Source organism: Nostoc sp. XA010 (assembly GCF_020829625.1).
GTDB lineage: Bacteria > Cyanobacteriota > Cyanobacteriia > Cyanobacteriales > Nostocaceae > Nostoc.
In genome coordinates, this window is the sequence record NZ_JAIVFX010000024.1 from 26,954 (window position 1) to 46,680 (window position 19,727).

Genomic DNA, 19,727 nt, shown 5'->3' on the forward strand with positions numbered 1-19,727 from the left:
ATTTTTCCTTCTATTTCTTCTCTCTGTGTCCTCTGCGTCTCTGCGGTTAATTAAAAAAATGACTTTGACAACCAGCACTAGCCTTAACTAAATCGTATTGAGTTCTAAAATATAAAAATCTTGTGTGCAAAGGCAGTACTGGATGAACAACGGCAAACTCAGAATCTACGAACTAGCAAAAGAATTGAATTTAGATAGCAAGAAGCTATTATTAATTTGCGAAAAGCTCAAAATTGTAGTCAAAAGCCATACCAGTACAATCTCAGAATCCGATGCAGAACGTATTCGTTCAGTAGCAAATAAACTACTAACAGCAAAATCCTCGAAAGCTAAAACAAACTCTGAAGATTGGGGCTATATGTTTATAGCTTCAGCAATTGATAGTTTTATCCGCCATCTTGAAGGTGAAGCTACCCTGAAATCATATCCCGAATTTAGGGAACGGCGCGATCGCGCCAATCAGTTAATGTTGGAATGTGTCGGGAAAAAACCTTCTCTATTTTATGTCCGTCGTAAAGGTGCGGGGAAAGAAGCAAGAGAAGAAATTTGGGATTTGACAATAGCAACAGACTCCGATGATTTTCCATTACCCGCAAGACTTGAAAAGCTCAGAAAAACATTAGGATTTAGAGCGGCTGTACCAAAAGATGGACGCGGCGGTATAAAAATACTTTCGGCTCAGTTGTTACAACCCTCACGGGGACATGCTGATAGCTATGCTATACCTTGTCGCTTGCGTTTGCTACCTAATCATCAGCATCATCTCGACATTCCACCCGCAACATTGAAACGCATCGCAGGCGCGCCAGTTTGTGGCGAAAATGTGCCTACAGAAGAGCAGCTTAAAGCTTGGAAAGCATTTTTGCAAATTGAGGAAAAAATCGCTAAAGCACGTCAGTTTTGTGTGCGTTACATAAGTCATAACTATAACTTCAAAAGACGAATCAGCTTTGAAATAGATGTAGCTTCAGCCACCCTTGATGGCTTTTATCAAAATTCCCTCGATGTAGAAAACTTTTGGGAACGAGCAAGACGCACAAAAAACGAAGATTTAAAGCTTTTTGAAACTGCTCCCGTCGGTAAAAATTGGATTAGCGGTCGTCAATTAGGCACTGTTGAAGAGGTTGACCCCAACCGTTGTATTATCAGTCTCAGGCTAGAACGTGACTTAGCTGAATTCATGGCAACAGAGCGTTATAAATTGCCAGATACAGGATTTTTGTGTTTTGAGGCAGTTGGTGATATTCAGCAGATTCAGCGTAAGAAAAAAGCTTTAGATGATTTAAATAATGGTTACACTCAAAATCCTTATTTAGGCAACTTTTTATTCGATGCTTCTCAAGCTAGACAAATCAAAACAACTGTTGAACTTCAACCACAAGATTTGTTATTATCTTCTGCAAATCCTGGACAGAAAGCAGCAGTAGAAAAAGTACTTGCCGCAAAGGATCTTGTTCTCATCCAAGGGCCACCAGGTACTGGTAAAACTACCGTAATCGCCGAGATTTGCTATCAAATTGCCCTTCGCGGTGGACGTACCTTAATCGCATCTCAAGCCAATTTAGCAGTAGATAATGCCCTGAGTCGATTAGTTCACAACCCCGTAATTCGCGCTGTACGAAAAGGTAGAGCCGAGAAAGTTGGGGAGGAAGGACAGCCATTTTTAGAAGACCAAGTGATTGGCAGATGGCTAGAAAATACAGCTTATGACTGCGAAAATAATCTTACTCAACGGCTCGAAAATATCCAAACGTTCAGTCAATTACTTGCATCATCACAAAGATTTACAGCCTACTTTCAAGCAGAGGAAGAATTTAATCAGCAACAAACTAAATTCAATAAAAATAAGTTAAAGGTAGAGAGCGACTTTAAAAGTCAAGAAAAATCTTACAACGAAACTGTAGAAAAACAGAACGAAGTTGAATCCCTAATTGCAGGACTGGAAAATATAGTAAATACTGCGCCAAATATCAACTGGGAAGCTCCAGAAGTTACAAATTTTTTGCCGTTTCTTAAGCCATACACAGAAGGTAACAGTGTAGTAGAAGAATTTTTAGCAAATGTTCGTCAAACTATTAAATATACTGATGAACTTGGCTTTGTGCGTCCGGTGCTTGGTGCTTTTGGTTTAGCGGTTTGGTTGCGTGAAACTGTAGCAAGAGAAATTTCTGGATTTAAAACTGCTTTGACTTATGCTCAAAATGCAAGTAAAGCTATATCAGAAGTTGCAGCATCAGTACGGATTGTCCAACAAAATTTCGCCTCATTAAATCAGCTACAACCAGATTATCAGAAATATCTTGCTAAACTGCAAAACATACAGCAAACAATCGAGATATGGGAAAACCGCAAACGCGAAATAGATTATATTATCTCAGCAGTTAAGGAATGGAAATCTACAGCACCTTCTCTTCTCTATCAAACTTTAAAAGAATGTCATCAATCAGGTTTACCACTAACAGAAAATTTAGTGGACTTGCCGCTAGGTTTGTTGATGTTTGCTAATACATTAAAATTACCAATAGTACCAAAAGTTTACAAAATTAACCTGCCAGAATGGGAGTTATTGACAAAAGCGATCGCTTATGAAGTAGACGGAAACTTTACTGATCGGCAGGGTAAACAGCATAAGTTTAGTTATTTTTTACAACAAAATTTTAGCCAGATTCCAATGGTGCTATCAAAGAGCGATCGCACCCAATGGGAGCAAACTTATCAGCAGTTTAATAATTATCAGCTACTCAACCCAAAACAGCGAAAATTACTGGTTGAGAATACCCAGTTTTTGTTAATTAGAATGCAAAAAACCTATGGTAAATCATGGGAATGGGATAATATCGACTCTACCCTCACCCGAATTACACAAGAATTGCTAGATACAATCCTTGCAAATGCACGTCAATGTGTTTTAAAAGTAAAAGCAGAAACCGATCAACAGCTTCAGCATCTCCAACGACTATTAAATGAACTTCAAAAAAATGAAGTTAGCCAACAGCAAATATCCATTACTCAAGCTGAGGTAGAAAAAGCACAGCAGGATGCTAACTTGCAGCTTGGACAAGTTATAAATATTTTGCAAGAACTTAATCAACAAAATATTCCTGCTCAATTACGCATTCTAACTGAACAATATCTCGCAACACAATCAAAGATTTGGGAGCAGCCGCAAGAATTTTCAAATCAAGTACATTCTTGGGAAGCTTCCATTAGTCAACTTGAAAACTTAATTTCATTATTAGAACCCTTTGCTGTGTTGGAGATGATTAAAAACTCTCTCTATGAGCATTTATCAAAAGTACAACAAGAAACTGAAACTTCCTTACAGCAGCTTCAAGAATTACAAATTAGCCTACGCGAAATAGAACAAAAATTACAACCACAGCCATCAGTAGGTTTAATAGAAGAAAGAAGCTGGTGGTTGAGAGAATGGCAAACAATACCGGATAAATTTAAACCAGAGAAGTTTGCTAATGACTTGTTTAATATAGAGTTATTACGTAGCATAAATATCAGCTTTGAATCTTGGCAACAGCAACTACAAAAAGATGAAGCTTATCTCAATAAATATCAGAATTTTGTACAAGATTGGATAGAAAAATTAAGACAGCCAAATGAACGCGACCGCGACGATTTAAGGCGCATATATCTAGATAATGCCAACGTCGTCGGTATCACCTGTGTTCAAGCTGCAAATAGAGGTTTTTCGGAAGAATTCAAATCCTTTGATGTCGTTATTATTGATGAGGTTAGTAAGTGTACTCCACCCGAGTTACTAATCCCAGCTTTGAAAGGCAAAAAGTTAGTCATGGTAGGCGATCATCGGCAATTACCACCCATGCTTGATACTAGCACTGTAGAAGAAGTTGCTCAAAGAATGGGTAATACAAGAGATGAACTACAATTTTTAGAAGAATCACTCTTTAAAAGTCAGTTTGAATCTGCTGATGAAAGCATCAAACAAATGCTAACTACACAATATCGAATGCATCCATTTATTATGGGAGCAATCAATCAGTTTTATGACGGGAAACTAGAATCTGGTATTTTGGAACCTGACACAAAACGCGCACATCATTTAGCAGACGAAATTATCCAAGAATCTCAGCATCTTATTTGGGTAAAAACGCCTATAGAAAATCAGTTTTTAGAGCAAAGAAACGGAACTTCTTACTTTAATACTCAAGAAATTGATGCGATTGAACGTCTGTGTCAGCAGTTTGAGACTACTTGGGCTTCTAAGGTTACTAAAGGTGAACCAAAAAAAGAAATTGCTGTAATTACATTTTATGGCGCTCAATTGAGAAAAATTGATGAACGCTTGCAATCTGAACTTTTCCCTTCATTAGAAATTCGTACTGGTACAGTCGACCGATTTCAAGGTATGGAACGACCTGTTGTAATTGTTAGTATGGTTCGCAACAATAGCAAAGGAGATGTAGGATTTGCTAAGAAACCAGAACGGGTAAATGTTGCATTTTCTCGCGCTCAAGAACTCTTGATAATTGTGGGTTGTCATAATTTGTTTACCCATCAATCAGGTAAAGTCGGAAGTATGTATTCTGAAGTTTCAAATATTGTCAGTCTTCATGGAGGTTTCGTTGATGTTTCTCGAATCATTTGAAAACTTAGGTGAGAAAAAGTAATTTTTAAGCTCCTAGAAAGAAGTTACAATTAACAAACTGCCCTCCAAAACTGATTATTTCTCATTTAGAAACAGACTGGAGACTTTTATGACCCCAGCAGCAATAGCTACACCCACAAAAGAATCACCCCTTTTGTTTGAAGGACTGACTTGGAGAGAATTCAAAGCAATTGACCAGTTATTAGATCGTCCAGGATATCGGCTGTCTTTCCTGGATGGTGTTTTGGAGATCCGAAGAATGCCTGGAGAACCACACGAAACCGTTAAGGAAAGACTCGGCGCATTGTTAGAACTTTACCTGCTCATGGCAGGGTTTGACTTTACTCCAACTGGGTCAATGACCTTAGAAAGTGAATCGGGTGCTGTAAAGCGAGAAGCAGATAAATTTTATAAACTTGCCCCCGGTCGAGTGCGTCCCGATTTAGCAATAGAGGTGGTGTTTACCAGTGGCGGTATCAACAAACTGGAAGCATACAAGCGGCTCTTGATTCCAGAAGTGTGGTTCTGGGAAGATGGAGTGTTAGAAGTTTATCACCTGCAAAAAGAAGGGAACGCACTCCACTATGAAAGGGTTTCCAGTAGTGAGGAGGTTAAAGGTATCGATCTGGATTTATTGTTGCGCTGCATTAATATGGTGAATCATGTTGATGCTATTAAGACTTTTCAGCAGGCGCTTCAGAAATAGCTGGCGGTTTCTGCTAAACCAATTACCGAAGAAGAATTCAGAATTCAGGAGCCAGAATTTATTCTGGATTCTGTGCGACTGGATGTATAAGAGAGGTTTAGAGCAAGCGATTGTTACGGCAATTACAGTAGAAGTAGGAATTCAAAATGGGACTCTGGCAATCGTGATCGCTTCTACACCTACGCTGCTGAATAGTCTTACAATGGCGATTCCTGGTGCAATTTATGGTCTGCTAATGTTTGTAACCAGCGCTGGATTTGCTTGGTGGGCTAGTCGTCGCCAAAGCTTGTTGAAAGCATAAAATTAGTTTGCCTCATTGCCAATCCTGATTGTCCAGTGGTTGAAAGTGTCTCCATACAAGCTAGACTTTCATTCCTTTGCTAAGTTGTAAAGTGGAATAGGAAGTTGAAGAGAGCATCAAGAATATACATGTACGTACTAATTGGTGGTGCAGGCTTAGTGGGCTTAAGTTTGGCGCAAAAACTGGTAGAACTGGGACATACTGTTGCCGTAATTGACATTGACCCTATCGCTTGCCGCTATGCCCGTGAACAAGTAGGAGCAATGGCTTTTGAAGGTAGTGCTGTAAGTACAGAAGTATTGTTAGAAGCAGGGATTCGCAAAGCCGGTTCCTTGGCAGCTGTTCTGAGAAGTGATGCCTTAAACTTGGCAATGGTGACTCTTGCAAAGCACTACGGTGTCACCCATATTTTGAGTCGGATGCGCCACCCCGATTTTGCCGAACCGTTGCGTATCGCTGGAGCTAACCATATTATCAGTACTGTTGAACTATCAGTTTCAACAATGGTGAATGCCATTGAGTATCCACAAGTGGAATCAATGATGCATTTTGAGCAGGGACAGATTGAGGTTCTGAAACTTTCCATCCCCAACAATTGCTATGTTGCTGGTCGTAGCGTTGCCGATATTGCTCAGGATTCCCAATTTCCAAGTGGTTCGCTAATTATTGGCTATCAACCCCATCCCCACGAAGATTTGATGATTCCTAACGGTAGTACAATACTGGAACCTCATTCAACTGTGCTGATTGTGACTAAACCAGGATGTTTACATCAAGTCATTGATTTTATTGAACAAAAATGTTGAGCGTAGTTCTTAGCTAAACTCTTTATTAGGTGGGGTTAGCTGCATATATAAAAAATTGGTGTAAATAGTTTTGATGAAGCTGTATCGATATATTTATTTAGCGATCGCTGTTATTTTTCTTGCATCTTGTCAATCACCCAAAATTTCATCCAAGTCACAACCCGATGCCATTCCAGCAACTCCATTGCAAAAAATCGTGACGCTAGATAAAAATTTTAAGATAGCAAGCGGTCAAACTGTTTATGTTCCTGTCTACTCTCATATCTATCATCACAATCGGCAGGAGATTTTCGAGTTAGCAGTTACGCTAAGTATTCGGAATACAGATTTGACCAATCCGATCGTTATTACTTCTGTGCGCTACTATAACTCAGAAGGGAAACTAGTTAAAGAATATTTGGAGCGCCCTATTCAACTTGATGCTCTAGCTTCTACAGATTTTTTTATAAATAGAAATGACACCACTGGAGGTTTAGGTGCAAACTTTATTGTCGAGTGGGTAGCCCAAACAGAAATATCCGAACCGATAGTAGAGGCAGTCATGATTGGTACTGACTTTCAACAAGGAATTTCTTTTATCAGTCCTGGTAGGGTAATTAAAAGTCAAAATAACGAGAAGCGATCGCCTTTAAAATAATTCGTAATTCGTGATTCGTAATTAAGTTTTTCCTCGTTTTCTTGTTCTCATGCTCCGCATAGGAATGCAATCATTAAATTTCCTCGTTCCCATGCTCCGTATGGGAATGCATTCATTGAGTCACAGACTCAATATCTAACTAGAGGCAGCAAATTGTAATCAGTCAAAACTCAGAGGTTCACTCACGAAGCTCAAAGGTTCATTGACAAAGCTCAGAGATTGACTCACGAAGCTCAGAGGTTCACTCACGAAGCTCAGAGGTTCACTCACGAAGCTCAGAGGTTCACTCACGAAGCTCAGAGGTTCATTGACAAAGCTCAAAGGTTCATCGACAAAGCTCAGAGGTTCACTCACGAAGCTCAAAGGTTCATCAACAAAGCTCAGAGGTTCATTGACAAAGCTCAAAGGTTCATCGACAAAGCTCAGAGGTTCACTCACGAAGCTCAGAGGTTCATTGACAAAGCTCAAAGGTTCACTCACGAAGCTCAGAGGTTCATCGACGAAGCTCAGACTATCCCCAGTTCCCAATCCCTAATCATCTTCAAGCTTCAACAATTGTTCATCAAGATTTTGTATCCGCCCGCGCACAATTTCTTCCGAGAGAATTCGCTTCCGCATTGCCTCATTGAGCGCTCCTTTTTCTGCCAACAGTAAACGCCGACGAATAGCATCAAGTTTACTGCTGTTGCCACTTCTGCCTTCCACCTCATCAGGACGACGATTATAAAGTTCCCGCAGTGTCTTTTCTGCACCAGCAATTCGCACTTGATAAGCTGAACGCATCTCTTCATAAACAGCTTTTGGTAAAACCCCTGATTTCAACAGACTATCTAATTCATCTTGTGCTGCTTTACCCGTCATCAACTGGGCTTGCAATTCTTCAACCTGTTGTTGAGCTTCTGAAAAATTAGATAATTTTAAGCGTTTTACCACCCAAGGCAAACTTAAACCCTGTCCCACTAACGACACCAGCACACAGCCGAAGACTATAGCTATCAGAACTTCTCGCCCTGGCAGTGTGGTAGGTAAGCTCAACGCCAGAGCCATTGAGAGTGAACCTTTAATGTTGCCTAAAAACAGTAAATGTTGCCAGCGTAGGGGAATTGGGCGGTCAATCCACCGAACGCCTGCTAGTAAAGGATAGACTGTAAGAACTCGCCCGACTTGATAAGCCAAAACTGCAAGTAGAATTGCAGGTAAAGTTTTCCACAACATTACCAAGTTTATTTCTACACCAATCAGCAGAAAAATAAAGGTGTTGACGGTAAAACTGGCATATTCCCAAAAACTCAATAAGGTGATGCGACTAGAAGCAGAAGTATTGCGAGAAAGCCCTAAATTCCCGAAAATTAATCCCGCGACGACTACAGCCACCGCACCCGATACACCGAGAAATTGCCCAACCTGAAAAGTTCCTAATGCAACTGCGACTGTCAATAAAAGGCTGCTAAGGGCATCATCTAAACGGGCGAATACAGGTATACTCAAGTACCCCAAGACTAACCCCACCAGGCAGCCTCCTAGAGAGATAAATAGCAGTTGTTGGATTCCCTCTATAAATGTGATTGAGCCTGTTGAATATACTTGCAAAATTAGGTTGAAGGAAACTAGGGCAGCTGCATCGTTGAATAAAGTTTCTCCTTCAACGATGGTGGAAAGCCGCGATGGTACTGGTATATCCTTAAAGACGGCAATCATGGAAACAGTATCAGTGTTTGCCAGAATTACTGCGACAAATAAGGCAGGTATCCAACTTAGTCCCAGCCCAAATTTCAACAGAACGGCAATAATACCACTGGAAAGCACAGCTCCAGGCCCAGCTAATAGGGCAATTGGTTTAAAGGTGCTGCGTAGGCGGCTGACATCTGTATTAATACCAGCTTCAAAGATCAGAATTGGCAAAAAAAGATTCAAAACAAGGGTTGGATTTAAACCAATCGGACGAGACAATAGCTCAGTGATGGGCAAACCTGCTAATACTAAACCCGTAACATAAGGGATTCGTAATCTCCGTGACAGCAGAGCTACACCTGTAGCAAGCAGCAAGAGAATAATTGAAACTTTGACTAATTGAGTTACATCCACTATTACGTTCTGAAAAGTTATTTTGACTTTAGTAATGCTACATTAGCAACTTCAGGGTGTGGGTTCGGAACGGCGAATTTCTTCCACTTGACGGAAGAGGCACAGCGCAGGGGCAGGGGAGAAAAAACCTATTCCAAATGGCAGAAAATGCGTAGGGATAACTTACCATCGTTTACACCACTTTTTAACCGAAGCTCCCTGTTCTAGTTCCCTCCCTATTCACTCAGCAGCGTGGACAAGTCGGGAATATGTACTCCGAAGTTTCAAATATCGTGTACCTACATGGAGGTTTCGTTGATGTTTTTCGCCTCTTCTGCTAAACCGATTGATGAAAACCTCAAAAAATTGGTAGACGAAATAGAAGCGCAAAGTCCTAGTTTATCAGTTTTAGCAGCGCGTGAATTCCGTTATAGTTTGCGTCAAACTCAGGTAGAAGTAAATGTCAAGGAACCCCGCCAGTTTAACGTACTTGAAGAATTTATTATCCGCGCCGCTATTGAATTTGAACCTCCGCCAACAGAGGATGAGTTAGCTTCTGTACTTGGGCTTGATTCTGTATTTATTAAAACTACTACTACAACTCTTCGTTCATTACAAACACTATCACCAACGTCGCCACTAACAGTTACTCCTGAAGGTCGCTCTTTTTATGAAAAAGGGTCTGTACCACAGCCGCCATATCCTATACAAATTTATGCTATTACAGACCTTTTAAGCGATAAGATAACCTTTCAATCTGAATCCTTAAATGAGACAACGATAAATTTGCCCGACTTGGCAGATTTTATCACTATTGATCATACAATTGCTGATATTTCTTCCTTACCCCTTGAGGAAATCCAAAAAAGTATTCAAGCTTCAGGTTTAGCACTTCATGTACCAGAAGAGGGAAAAATCGTAACTTCCTATAAGGTACTAGCTTCGACTCAAAAAATCTGGAGAAAAATATCGCTTTTCGTTATCTTTGATGCTCTTGAAGATAAATTGAGCATTCAAATAAGGAATGGAAAGCAAATTTTAGAGTCAGCATCAAATTGGTTAGAAGTACTACATGCTGAAGGTAAAATATCTTTGCAAGCATTATGTAAATTGTCAACCGAAACCATTAATTTTGAACGTCAAGCCATTCTCAAGCAGAAAAATACCGAAATAGAAGCTAGGCTTGAAAATATTCGCCAAAAGGCGCTAGAAGCTGCTACAAAAACTACTAGTGAGATAGATAACTATAAAGCGTTAGGTGAAGCTGTACAGTTACGCGATGGACAAATTAGCCTAGCTTTTTCAGAAGTTTTAAATTCCGCTAAAAGTCAGATTTTAATTTATTCTCCTTGGATTAATCAGGCAGTTGTCAATGAAAAATTTCTAAATTTATTACAGAAATTAGCTAATCGCGGAGTTCGGATTTTAATTGGACATGGAATTGCACGGCGACAAGAAGATGAAGATAAACCAATTCCACCAGAAGTAGAGAAGAAACTTCAGGCGATCAAAACACCTAATGGTTTACCATCTATACAGGCTTTTTGGTTGGGAAATTCCCATGTTAAAGAAGTAATAGTTGATAAACAGATCCATCTTTGCGGATCTCATAACTGGTTATCCTATCGCGGCGATTACCTACCACGAGGTGAGTCAGTCTATAAAGTTACAATTCCACATCAAGTTCAGGAAGCTTATGAATTTCTTGCTAATCGCTTCCAAAATCACGCTCAAAAATTATGGGGAAATGCTTTAAAAAAACGTGATTCTCAACTGGCTGTAGAGTCTTTATGCGTGTGGGGTGCGCTAGGTATGGAAGGTATTGCACTCAAAGAGATACAAAAAAATAATTGGTTGGAACTTCTGCCTGTATGGTTGAATGTAGCACTACAGGGATTAAAATCGAAAAATTTATCAGGTGAATCAGAAAGTTTTAAAACTGCACTTTCGTTGCTGAGTCAAGTTTCTATTGAAGATGCTTTTATTGAGAAATTGCAACAGGAATGGCGTAAAGTTATAGGCGCGATCGCAATTAATAATCCCAAAACTGCTTTAAACTTACTTAGTGATGAAGTCTGGGCGCAGTTTATACGCCTCAATATTGCCCAAAAGAGTGATTCACCTGATAAGTTTATTTCGCAATATACCTAAAATAAAACGAATATAGTAAGGAAGCTTTCGGCTTAAATTAACTGTTTGAAATAACCAGATTTCCTAACATACATAATGCCTAACTATACAGTGCGTAAATTAAACTAGTATATTTCTCATCCTTTAGTAGTAATAATTCTCCAGAAGACAACCAATAAATCTGTCGTCCTGATTTGGTATGAATTATCAACAAAATGATTCTTAACTTTTGATTGGCTTAAAGATAGATCCAGAGATTCGTGTTATTCGATACAATTTATAGGTAGAGAGAGCCGAGGAGAACAAGGTGGTTTTATTAAAAGGCTTTGAGATTGAGATTTACACTGGCACGCCTCAAGGTGAAATCGTCGGTCTCTCCGACAAAATTGTTGCGGATTTGGATGGATTTATGCGAGAGCCAGATAGCCGCAATGTGGAATATATAACCGAACCATCCCCTAATTACGAAAATTTATTGTGTGCCTTGCTGCGTCCGAGGCGGGAGTTACGAAACTACCTCAATCGTTTGGGCGATTATACCCTGATACCGGGGAGTACTTTGTCTTTGAGTGGGAGCGATCGCTTTCTGCGTTCCGACCCAGCAAACCCCTATCATGACTACATTGAAAACACCTACGGGACAAAAGTAGTCACCGCCAGCGTACACATCAATGTCGGCATCAGCGACCCAGAAGTATTAATGCGGGCGTGTCGCGTGATTCGTATGGAAGCACCTTTATTTCTCGCCCTCAGCGCCTCATCTCCTTTCCTAGATGGCAAAGCTACTGGCTATCACTCCACTCGTTGGGGCGTATTTCCGCAAACGCCTAGCCATGTGCCTTTATTTGCCAGCCACGCCGATCATATTCAGTGGGTGGAAGATCAACTCGTTGCCGGAACCATGCAAAACGTGCGGCATTTGTGGGCATCAGTGCGACCAAATGGCGATCGCCGTCCTTATGATCTAAATCGCCTAGAATTGAGAATTTGCGATTTAGTCACAGATCCTATTGCCTTGCTAGCCATTACTGCCTTATTAGAAGCGCGTTTGTCGCAAATAATCGAAAATCCCAGCATCGATCCGTTAACTCAAAGTACTTTCTCTCCCCAAGAACTCGTCACCCTGACTACTGAGAACGAAGCTGCTGCTGCTACTGGTAGTCTCGATGCTCATTTGAGGCATTGGCAAGATGGTAGAAGTATCCTAGCCAGAGATTGGATTTCTGAAATGTACCACGATGTTTGGGCGATCGCTAAACAACAAGGCTTTAATTGTTTCCTTTCCCCTTTGCATAAAATCCTCCGCGAAGGCAATGAAGCTCAACAGTGGTTGCAACTACACGCAGTCGGTTTTGACAGCCAGCGCGTCATCACCCAGGCTATTGTCGCCACCCAAGAACGCGAAATCGAACTTGAAAACAAATTGTGTTCATCCCTACTGACTTAACTCAAGAGGCATTGGGCATGGTGAAGAGAAATTAGGGACAAGGGAAAGACTTGTTACAAGTTATCACCTCTTGTCCTTAATTCTTCTTACTTCCTACTTCCCTTTTCAGACAAATATGTAGATTTTCTTGGAGACACTTGTGGTCTGGCAAGTCAACTTTGACGAGTAGATAAATTCTTCAATTTCTCTTCTTTCCTTCTTCCTTCTCTGCGAGACGCTGCGCGAAGGTGCTACTTCGCGTCTTCTCTGCGTTCGCGCAGCGTGTCGCAGACAGACGCTATGTAGTAGCTTGCTTCTCCGTAGGAGCAACGCATAATTAATTTCTGGAGATATCTATTGCAAATCTAAAGCTTCGGCCGGGCTAATAATCCTAAGTCTGCCGATTGCATAGTTAACTACCGCTATAGACTGCAATGCAGACGTATAAATAGCCCCTGCCAAAGGCACGCGCTAGTAAGTAGCCAATAATACAGAACTTAAATGTGCAATGCCTGCGGCGTGACACGCCTATGTACCCTTAAACGGATTTCACAAATATTGATTGTCCCATCTTTTGGGTTTGGGTTGCAGGAAAGTGTAAAGTTATGTAAATGAAATTAACAAACATAACAATAATTTGTAATAAATAATGACGCTACAGCATTGTATAAAGATAACTTAGAAGGAAAAAACAACATCTAATCAGGTTTTCCAGTCGTTTACAGAAGTTTTAAGTTTTTTAACAAAAGTTTTAATCTGAAAGCCTGGAGATCGTAAACTTATTCCGTGGATGTCTGTTTTAAACCTTTCGTAACTCGTCAGGCAGTGCTGACATCAAAAATAAACTGAACGATTCAGTTTTGAGTCCAATTATTCTTAACCAAGCAAACTAGGAGACAAAAGCAATGGTTTTAGATGCATTTGCAAAAGTAATCACCCAAGCTGATGCCCGCGGTGAATATCTCAGCGCTGCTCAGTTAGACGCGCTAGCTGCCATAGTTAAAGATGGCAACAAGCGTGCAGATACCGTAAACCGGATTACCAGCAACTCCTCAGCAATTGTTGCCAATGCAGCTCGTGCTCTGTTCGCAGAACAACCTCAGTTGATTGCTCCTGGTGGTAATGCTTACACCAACCGTAGAAATGCTGCTTGCTTGCGTGACATGGAAATCATCTTACGCTATGTTACATACGCAATCTTTGCTGGTGATGCAAGTGTATTAGATGATCGTTGTTTGAACGGTCTGCGCGAAACCTACTTGGCTCTAGGAGTTCCTGGTGGTTCTGTAGCAGCTGGCGTACAAAAGATGAAGGACGCAGCTTTGGCTCTTGTTAACGACCCCAACAATATCACCAGAGGCGATTGCAGCGCTATAGCATCTGAAGTTGCTAGCTACTTTGATCGTGCAGCCTCAGCAGTAAGCTAAACCCGATTAAGACTATTGACTGACAACTGTCAGTTAGACAAAACAAATTTCAACAAGATTGTAAATAGGGAGATACTAAACCGATGAAGACACCTCTTACCGAAGCCGTTTCAACCGCAGATTCTCAAGGTCGCTTTCTTTCCAGCACCGAACTTCAAGTCGCTTTTGGTCGTTTCCGTCAAGCTCCTGCTAGCATGGAAGCAGCAAAAAGCTTGACTGCTAATGCCCAACGTTTGACAGAAGGCGCAGCTCAAGCGGTGTACAACAAGTTCCCCTACACCACTCAACAACAAGGCCCTAACTTCGCTTCTACCAACACTGGTAAAGAAAAGTGTGCACGTGACATCGGCTACTACCTGCGGATTGTTACCTATTCCTTAGTTGTGGGTGGTACAGGCCCATTGGATGAATTCTTGATTTCTGGTTTGACTGAAATCAACCGCACCTTTGATCTATCTCCCAGCTGGTACGTTGAAGCTCTCAAGTACATCAAGGCTAACCACGGTCTAAGTGGCGACCCTGCTGTAGAAGCTAATTCCTACATCGACTACGCAATTAACGCTCTAAGCTAATAGAGTGTATTTAGCCCGGAAAGGAAAACAAGCTCTGTTGGCAAATAGCTAGGAGTTGGTTTACCTTTCTGGGCAGTTTTATTTTCAAAAGACTGTTAAAGAAGAATGCAGAATTAGGAACACAGAATTTAGAAATCTTTGAGTGTGGGATTCAGACCCACCACTACTAAAATTGACTACTAATGCATATTTAGGGTGGTGTTTCACCGTTGATTCAGACGCTTCTGGACTTTTTTAAAGTGCGTTATCCACCAGTGGGCACTGAGCTTGGTCGTACTGCTTCCATACAGGACGCTACGCGAACGTGGAAGCAAGCTATGCAAAGCGTCTGGTAAAGAAGTGTCGCATAGATTTAAATTCTGTAGCTTGCTTCCCTGAAAGGGTATTCTGGCTACTGGCTGCTAAATTCTTTCTTTTTAAAAGAATAGAAAAAAATTTTCTAAAAAGTTTTCAGTTTTCCAGTTAAAACTGAGGAGGTTTAAAGATGGCAGCTTTGGGACAAGCAACAAGGCTAGGAATTGGAGCCTTTGAAAACTCAGGACTGGCAGAACTGCGTCCCGATAGAACGGAAACGGATGTGCAAGTGATCATCCGGGCAGCTTACCGTCAGGTTTTGGGTAATGAATACCTAATGGAATCAGAGCGTCTTGTCAGTGCTGAATCACTGTTGCAGCAAGGCGATATTTCAGTTAGGGGATTTGTGCTAGCCATTGCTCAGTCGGAACTCTATCGGAATAAGTTTTTCCATTCAAACTCGCAAATTCGCTTTATCGAGTTGAATTATAAGCATTTATTGGGTCGCGCCCCAGAAGATGAGTCAGACATTTCGTACCACGTTGAGCTTTATAGCTTACAAGGTTATGAAGCTGAGATTAACTCATACATTGACTCACTAGAATATCAAGAAAGCTTTGGCGAAAACATAGTACCATACTATCGTGGCTTTAATAGCCCAGTAGGGCAGAAAAACGTTGGCTATAGCCGACTTTTCCAACTGTATCGGGGTTATGCCAATAGCGATCGCGCTCAAGGACAAAAACAAGGACGCCTAACTTGGGAAATAGCTAAGAATCTAGCTTCACCTATCTACCCAGTCTCGACAGGAGCCTTGACGGGCCTCTCATCAGGTGGGAGAGGAGAAATATACCGAATTAGGGTACTACAAGCAGCTTCTCCAAACTCATCTGTAGTGCGGCGGGGTAGTGCGGAATTTCTCGTACCTTACGAACAACTTTCTAGCAAGTTGCAGCAGCTTAATCGTAAGGGCAGCAAGGTGATTAACATCACATCTGTATAAATTAGGGAATCGGGGTGGGGAGTAGGGAGAGACGCGATTAATCGCGTCTGTACTAGGGAGTTAGGAGTAATGAAATTCGCTACTCTCAACTCCCCACTCCCCACTCCCTTTGCCAATTACCAATTACAAAAGGAAAATTACCAATGGCTATTACAACAGCAGCATCCCGTCTGGGAACAGAAGCTTTTAGTGATAAGGCTCCCCTAGAATTGCGCCCAAATGCAACTAAAGAAGACATAGAGCAAGTAATTACTGCCGTCTATCGTCAGTTGTTGGGCAACGATTACTTAATGAAATCTGAGCGTCTCACAAGTGCTGAATCTATTCTGCGCGATGGGAAAAGTACAGTACAAGAGTTTGTGCGTCAAGTAGCTAAATCAGAACTGTACAAATCCAAGTTTTTCTACAACAGTTTTCAAACTCGCGTCATTGAACTGAACTATAAACATTTGTTGGGTCGCGCTCCCTATGATGAGTCTGAGGTGGTCTATCACTTAGACTTATATCAAACCAAGGGATATGAAGCCGATATTGATTCTTATATTGATTCGGCAGAATATCAAAGTAGCTTTGGTGAAAATATTGTGCCTTTCTATCGCGGCTTTGAAACCCAAACCGGTCAGAAAACTGTCGGATTTAGCCGGATATTCCAACTTTATCGCGGCTATGCCAATAGCGATACCTCCCAACTTAGAGGCAATTCCTCTCGCCTTGCCGTTGAACTAGGTCGCAACAGTGCATCTGTTGTTGTTCCTCCATCTGGTGGCCCTTCCGGCTTTTCCTACGTTGCTCCTGAAAAAGGTGTTACCCCCAACAGTACTTTCGGTGGTGCAGGAACTTTCGGGCAAGAAGGCAGACTCTACCGCATTGAAGTGGCAGGCGTTTTTGGAGCTGGGTATCCTAGCACACGCCGGGTCAATCAAGCTGTTATTATACCCTATGAAGGGCTATCTGCTTACTTCCAGAGAGTGGTAAAACAAGGTGGTAAAATCGCCAGTGTAAAACCACTTTAGTGTCATTGGTCATTAGTCATTGGTCATTAATTTCAGACCAAGGACTAATGACAACTTCAATTTATAAATTTGGAATTGATTTATGCTTGGACAAATTAATGGTAGAAATAGTAACCGCTCCTTCCGCTATGAAGTAGTCGGTCTGCGCCAAAGCGAAGAAACAGAAAAAGTCGCCTATCCGATTCGTTCTAGTGCCAGTGTATTTATCACAGTGCCTGAGAACCGCATGAACCAAGAAATGCAGCGCATTACTCGCTTGGGTGGCAAAATAGTCAGCATTCAGCCATTGAACGCTGATACAACACATAGCGAACACAGTCATGAATCCCAGTCTGGAGAACATTAAAGATTTGTCAGTGACAGTTGACAATGCCGACGGTGGATCTTTAACTGTAGAGCAGGCGATCGCTAATCTTGAAAGTGCAGATTTAGGTCTGCGATTTTATGCTGCCTGGTGGTTGGGCAGGTTTCGTATAAATGAACCAGCTGCGGTTACAGCAGTGATCAAAGCCTTAGAGGATGAAGCCGACAGGACACCAGAAGGCGGATATCCTCTGCGGCGAAACGCAGCTAGAGCTTTAGGGAAACTTGGCGATCGCCAGGCAGTATCACCTTTAATTGGGTGTTTAGACTGCTCAGACTTTTATGTGCGAGAAGCGGCGGCACAATCCTTAGAGATGCTGGGCGATCCGGTTTGTATTCCGGCGCTAATTAAGTTATTAGCAGTAGGTTTGCAGGGAGAGCAGCTCATATCAAAGCAGCCTGATTTATCTCAACCCTACGACGCCATCTTAGAAGCCTTGGGAACCTTGAGGGCGACTGAGTTTTCCCCTTTGGTAAAGGCATTCTTAGAGCATCCGATCGAATTGGTGCAATATTCTGCCACACGAGCCATGTATCAATTAACTCAAGAACCAGTTTATGGAGAGCGGCTGGTACAAGCTCTGGCGGGAGAAAAATTGCAATTGCGTCGAGCAGTGTTAGCAGATTTGGGAGCGATTGGATATCTACCCGCAGCAGATGCGATCGCACAGACTCTTGCTGAAAATAGCCTCAAGCTAATTTCTCTTAAAGGATTACTAGAACATCAAGTAAATCACATAACACCAAACACTTTCTCAGAAGGTGCGATTAAAGTGATGAATTTGATGGACTCGCTGCTGTAGTCATAAATTCTAGATAATCGGTTGTTATTAATACGTTACAACCAAATCTTTACTACACATAAACCCCCAAGCTAACTGTAAAATCATGGCTAGGGGGTTTATGTATGATGCCAATTACGGATAGCTTAGGCTACAATTGGCTGACGACTCATTACTGAGGAAAAATTATTATGAATAACAGCGATCTGGCCCAAATATTGATCCGTGCTGTAGAAGAAGCAGATTCTTCGGATCGGTTATTAGACGCAGTTCAGGAGCTAGCAGCAGCTGGTATAGAAGAAGGTGTTCCTACACTAATTGCAGCTTTGGGCTACAACAATCCAGGGGCAGCAGTGGCGGCGGTAGATGGGCTAATTGCGATCGGGGAACCCGCAGTGCAGCCACTATTGCAACTAATTGATGGCTACAACTATGGTGCTAGAGCCTGGGCTATTCGTGCCTTAGCGGGAATTGGCGATGTCCGGGCGCTCGATACCTTGTTAGAGGCAGCAAAGAGCGATTTTTCTCTGAGTGTGCGACGGGCAGCTGCTAGGGGATTAGGCACTTTGCGCTGGCAGCAAGTACTGCCTGAGAAACTAGAATCTCTTCACACTCAGGTATTAGAGGCGCTATTACTAATTTCTCAAGATCCAGAGTGGGTAGTGCGCTATGCAGCAGTGACAAGTTTAGAAACACTAGCCATTGCCATAGCAGTCACTTTACCCGATCAAGCGTCGCGGATTACAAATCAACTTCAGCAAATGCTCAATACAGATGTTGATCTTGGAGTTCGCACCCGTGTCAAGTTTGCACAGGAAAAAATTCAGCCGCAACACCCGCAACAACATCAAGAAGTCTTTGCACCTAAAATAAAGCTACAAGACACTGAAATAGCTCATCGTGGCGATAGCAGACGGTAGAACTAATCAGACAATAAAGACTGAATTTCCCCCTGGATATTGCCACGGGCACATGGTTCGGCGAACTCTGACATTAAAGGCGTAAAGTAGATATGCGATCGCTGTAAAAATCGTTCTAAAACCTGCTGACGACCTGTGATATAATCTGTCTCTGCCATCCAGCCATATTCCTGGCGAATAGCATGGGCATATTCTCCATACTGCACTTGGTTAGTAGCCAAAATCGCTAAATCGGCATCAAGTAGAACTTGGCTATCATAGTCATCTACCGCAGCTTGGTGGTCTTTAGTATTCAGAATGATACGAGTGACAATAGTTATGGTACTTTCTGGAATACCCAAGTTACTCAGCAGATCAAAAGCATAGTCTGCACTTCGTTGTTCATTATCTTGAGCTTGAGTGTCATACACTACATCATGAAACCAGGCAGCTAGTTGAACAGCAGCTAGATTGTTGGTGTAGCCTTGCAAAATCTGAATTGTTGTGAAGACGCGATCAATGTGTTTGAGTGTATGGTAGTAGCGACCAGGGGTAGAGTAAGCTGCAATCAAGTCATTAAAAGCTTTCTCAGCCGCTACCTGGTCAACACCAAAGGGTTGGAGTGTGTGTTGCCAGTTAGAAAATAAGATATGCGTGAGGTTTTCTGTAGGCATAAACGTAGT

16 protein-coding genes and 1 pseudogene are annotated in these 19,727 nt (G+C 41.8%); 14 read left to right on the top strand and 3 right to left on the bottom strand.

Translation table 11 applies throughout. From position 1 onward, the window contains the following. Nucleotides 1-142 precede the first annotated feature (142 nt). From LC608_RS26050 to LC608_RS26070, 5 genes are all read left to right on the top strand, one after another. Complete coding sequence (locus LC608_RS26050; protein ID WP_229556341.1) at nt 143-4,621, top strand: translation initiation factor IF-2 N-terminal domain-containing protein; 4,479 nt, start codon at nt 143-145, stop codon at nt 4,619-4,621. A 109-nt stretch (nt 4,622-4,730) separates the two neighbouring features. Further along, nucleotides 4,731-5,327: a Uma2 family endonuclease gene (locus LC608_RS26055; protein ID WP_229556342.1), complete on the top strand. Its 597-nt coding sequence runs from the start codon at nt 4,731-4,733 to the stop codon at nt 5,325-5,327. Between the two features lie 82 nt (nt 5,328-5,409). Continuing rightward, entirely contained in the window at nt 5,410-5,628 is a 219-nt protein-coding gene (locus LC608_RS26060) for a hypothetical protein (protein WP_374108453.1), read from the top strand. A gap of 128 nt (nt 5,629-5,756) precedes the next feature. After that, the gene (locus LC608_RS26065; protein ID WP_229556343.1) at nt 5,757-6,434 is read left to right on the top strand and encodes a TrkA family potassium uptake protein; all 678 of its coding nucleotides are present in this window, start codon (nt 5,757-5,759) and stop codon (nt 6,432-6,434) included. Between the two features lie 73 nt (nt 6,435-6,507). Further along, a complete protein-coding gene (locus tag LC608_RS26070) occupies nt 6,508-7,071 on the top strand; it encodes a DUF3124 domain-containing protein (RefSeq protein WP_229556344.1) in 564 nt (187 codons plus the stop codon). 159 nt (nt 7,072-7,230) lie between these two features. Here LC608_RS26070 and LC608_RS26075 read toward each other — a convergent pair whose 3' ends face one another. After that, nucleotides 7,231-7,599: a hypothetical protein gene (locus LC608_RS26075; protein ID WP_229556345.1), complete on the bottom strand. Its 369-nt coding sequence runs from the start codon at nt 7,597-7,599 to the stop codon at nt 7,231-7,233. Between the two features lie 3 nt (nt 7,600-7,602). Then, nucleotides 7,603-9,156: a sodium:proton antiporter gene (locus LC608_RS26080; protein ID WP_229556346.1), complete on the bottom strand. Its 1,554-nt coding sequence runs from the start codon at nt 9,154-9,156 to the stop codon at nt 7,603-7,605. A 297-nt stretch (nt 9,157-9,453) separates the two neighbouring features. Between LC608_RS26080 and LC608_RS26085 the strand changes: the two genes are divergently transcribed. The 9 genes and pseudogenes from LC608_RS26085 (at nt 9,454) to LC608_RS26125 (ending at nt 19,065) form a co-directional block, all read left to right on the top strand. Beyond that, nucleotides 9,454-11,286 carry a phospholipase D-like domain-containing protein gene (locus tag LC608_RS26085; RefSeq protein ID WP_229556347.1) on the top strand — a complete coding sequence of 611 codons (1,833 nt, stop codon included), beginning with the start codon at nt 9,454-9,456 and terminating at the stop codon, nt 11,284-11,286. Nucleotides 11,287-11,572: 286 nt separating this feature from the next. After that, nucleotides 11,573-12,712 (top strand): glutamate--cysteine ligase, encoded by a 1,140-nt coding sequence (gshA, locus tag LC608_RS26090; protein ID WP_229556348.1) that lies wholly within the window; start codon nt 11,573-11,575, stop codon nt 12,710-12,712. 884 nt (nt 12,713-13,596) lie between these two features. Further along, on the top strand, nt 13,597-14,118 hold the full coding sequence (locus LC608_RS26095) for a phycocyanin subunit beta (RefSeq protein WP_229556349.1): 522 nt from the start codon (nt 13,597-13,599) through the stop codon (nt 14,116-14,118). An 83-nt stretch (nt 14,119-14,201) separates the two neighbouring features. Continuing rightward, entirely contained in the window at nt 14,202-14,690 is a 489-nt protein-coding gene (gene cpcA, locus LC608_RS26100; protein ID WP_190729705.1) for a phycocyanin subunit alpha, read from the top strand. A gap of 484 nt (nt 14,691-15,174) precedes the next feature. Next, nucleotides 15,175-15,987: a phycobilisome linker polypeptide gene (locus tag LC608_RS26105; protein WP_229556350.1), complete on the top strand. Its 813-nt coding sequence runs from the start codon at nt 15,175-15,177 to the stop codon at nt 15,985-15,987. 143 nt (nt 15,988-16,130) lie between these two features. Beyond that, nucleotides 16,131-17,000 carry a phycobilisome linker polypeptide gene (locus LC608_RS26110; protein WP_229556351.1) on the top strand — a complete coding sequence of 290 codons (870 nt, stop codon included), beginning with the start codon at nt 16,131-16,133 and terminating at the stop codon, nt 16,998-17,000. Nucleotides 17,001-17,082: 82 nt separating this feature from the next. Then, nucleotides 17,083-17,292: pseudogene (locus LC608_RS26115) on the top strand (phycobilisome linker polypeptide); the annotation flags it as partial. Between the two features lie 28 nt (nt 17,293-17,320). Continuing rightward, a complete protein-coding gene (locus LC608_RS26120; protein ID WP_229556353.1) occupies nt 17,321-18,166 on the top strand; it encodes a HEAT repeat domain-containing protein in 846 nt (281 codons plus the stop codon). A 170-nt stretch (nt 18,167-18,336) separates the two neighbouring features. Then, nucleotides 18,337-19,065 (top strand): HEAT repeat domain-containing protein, encoded by a 729-nt coding sequence (locus tag LC608_RS26125; RefSeq protein ID WP_229556354.1) that lies wholly within the window; start codon nt 18,337-18,339, stop codon nt 19,063-19,065. A 2-nt stretch (nt 19,066-19,067) separates the two neighbouring features. Here the strand turns inward: LC608_RS26125 and LC608_RS26130 are convergent, their stop codons facing one another. Next, a complete protein-coding gene (locus LC608_RS26130) occupies nt 19,068-19,718 on the bottom strand; it encodes a hypothetical protein (protein ID WP_229556355.1) in 651 nt (216 codons plus the stop codon). Nucleotides 19,719-19,727: the final 9 nt, after the last annotated feature.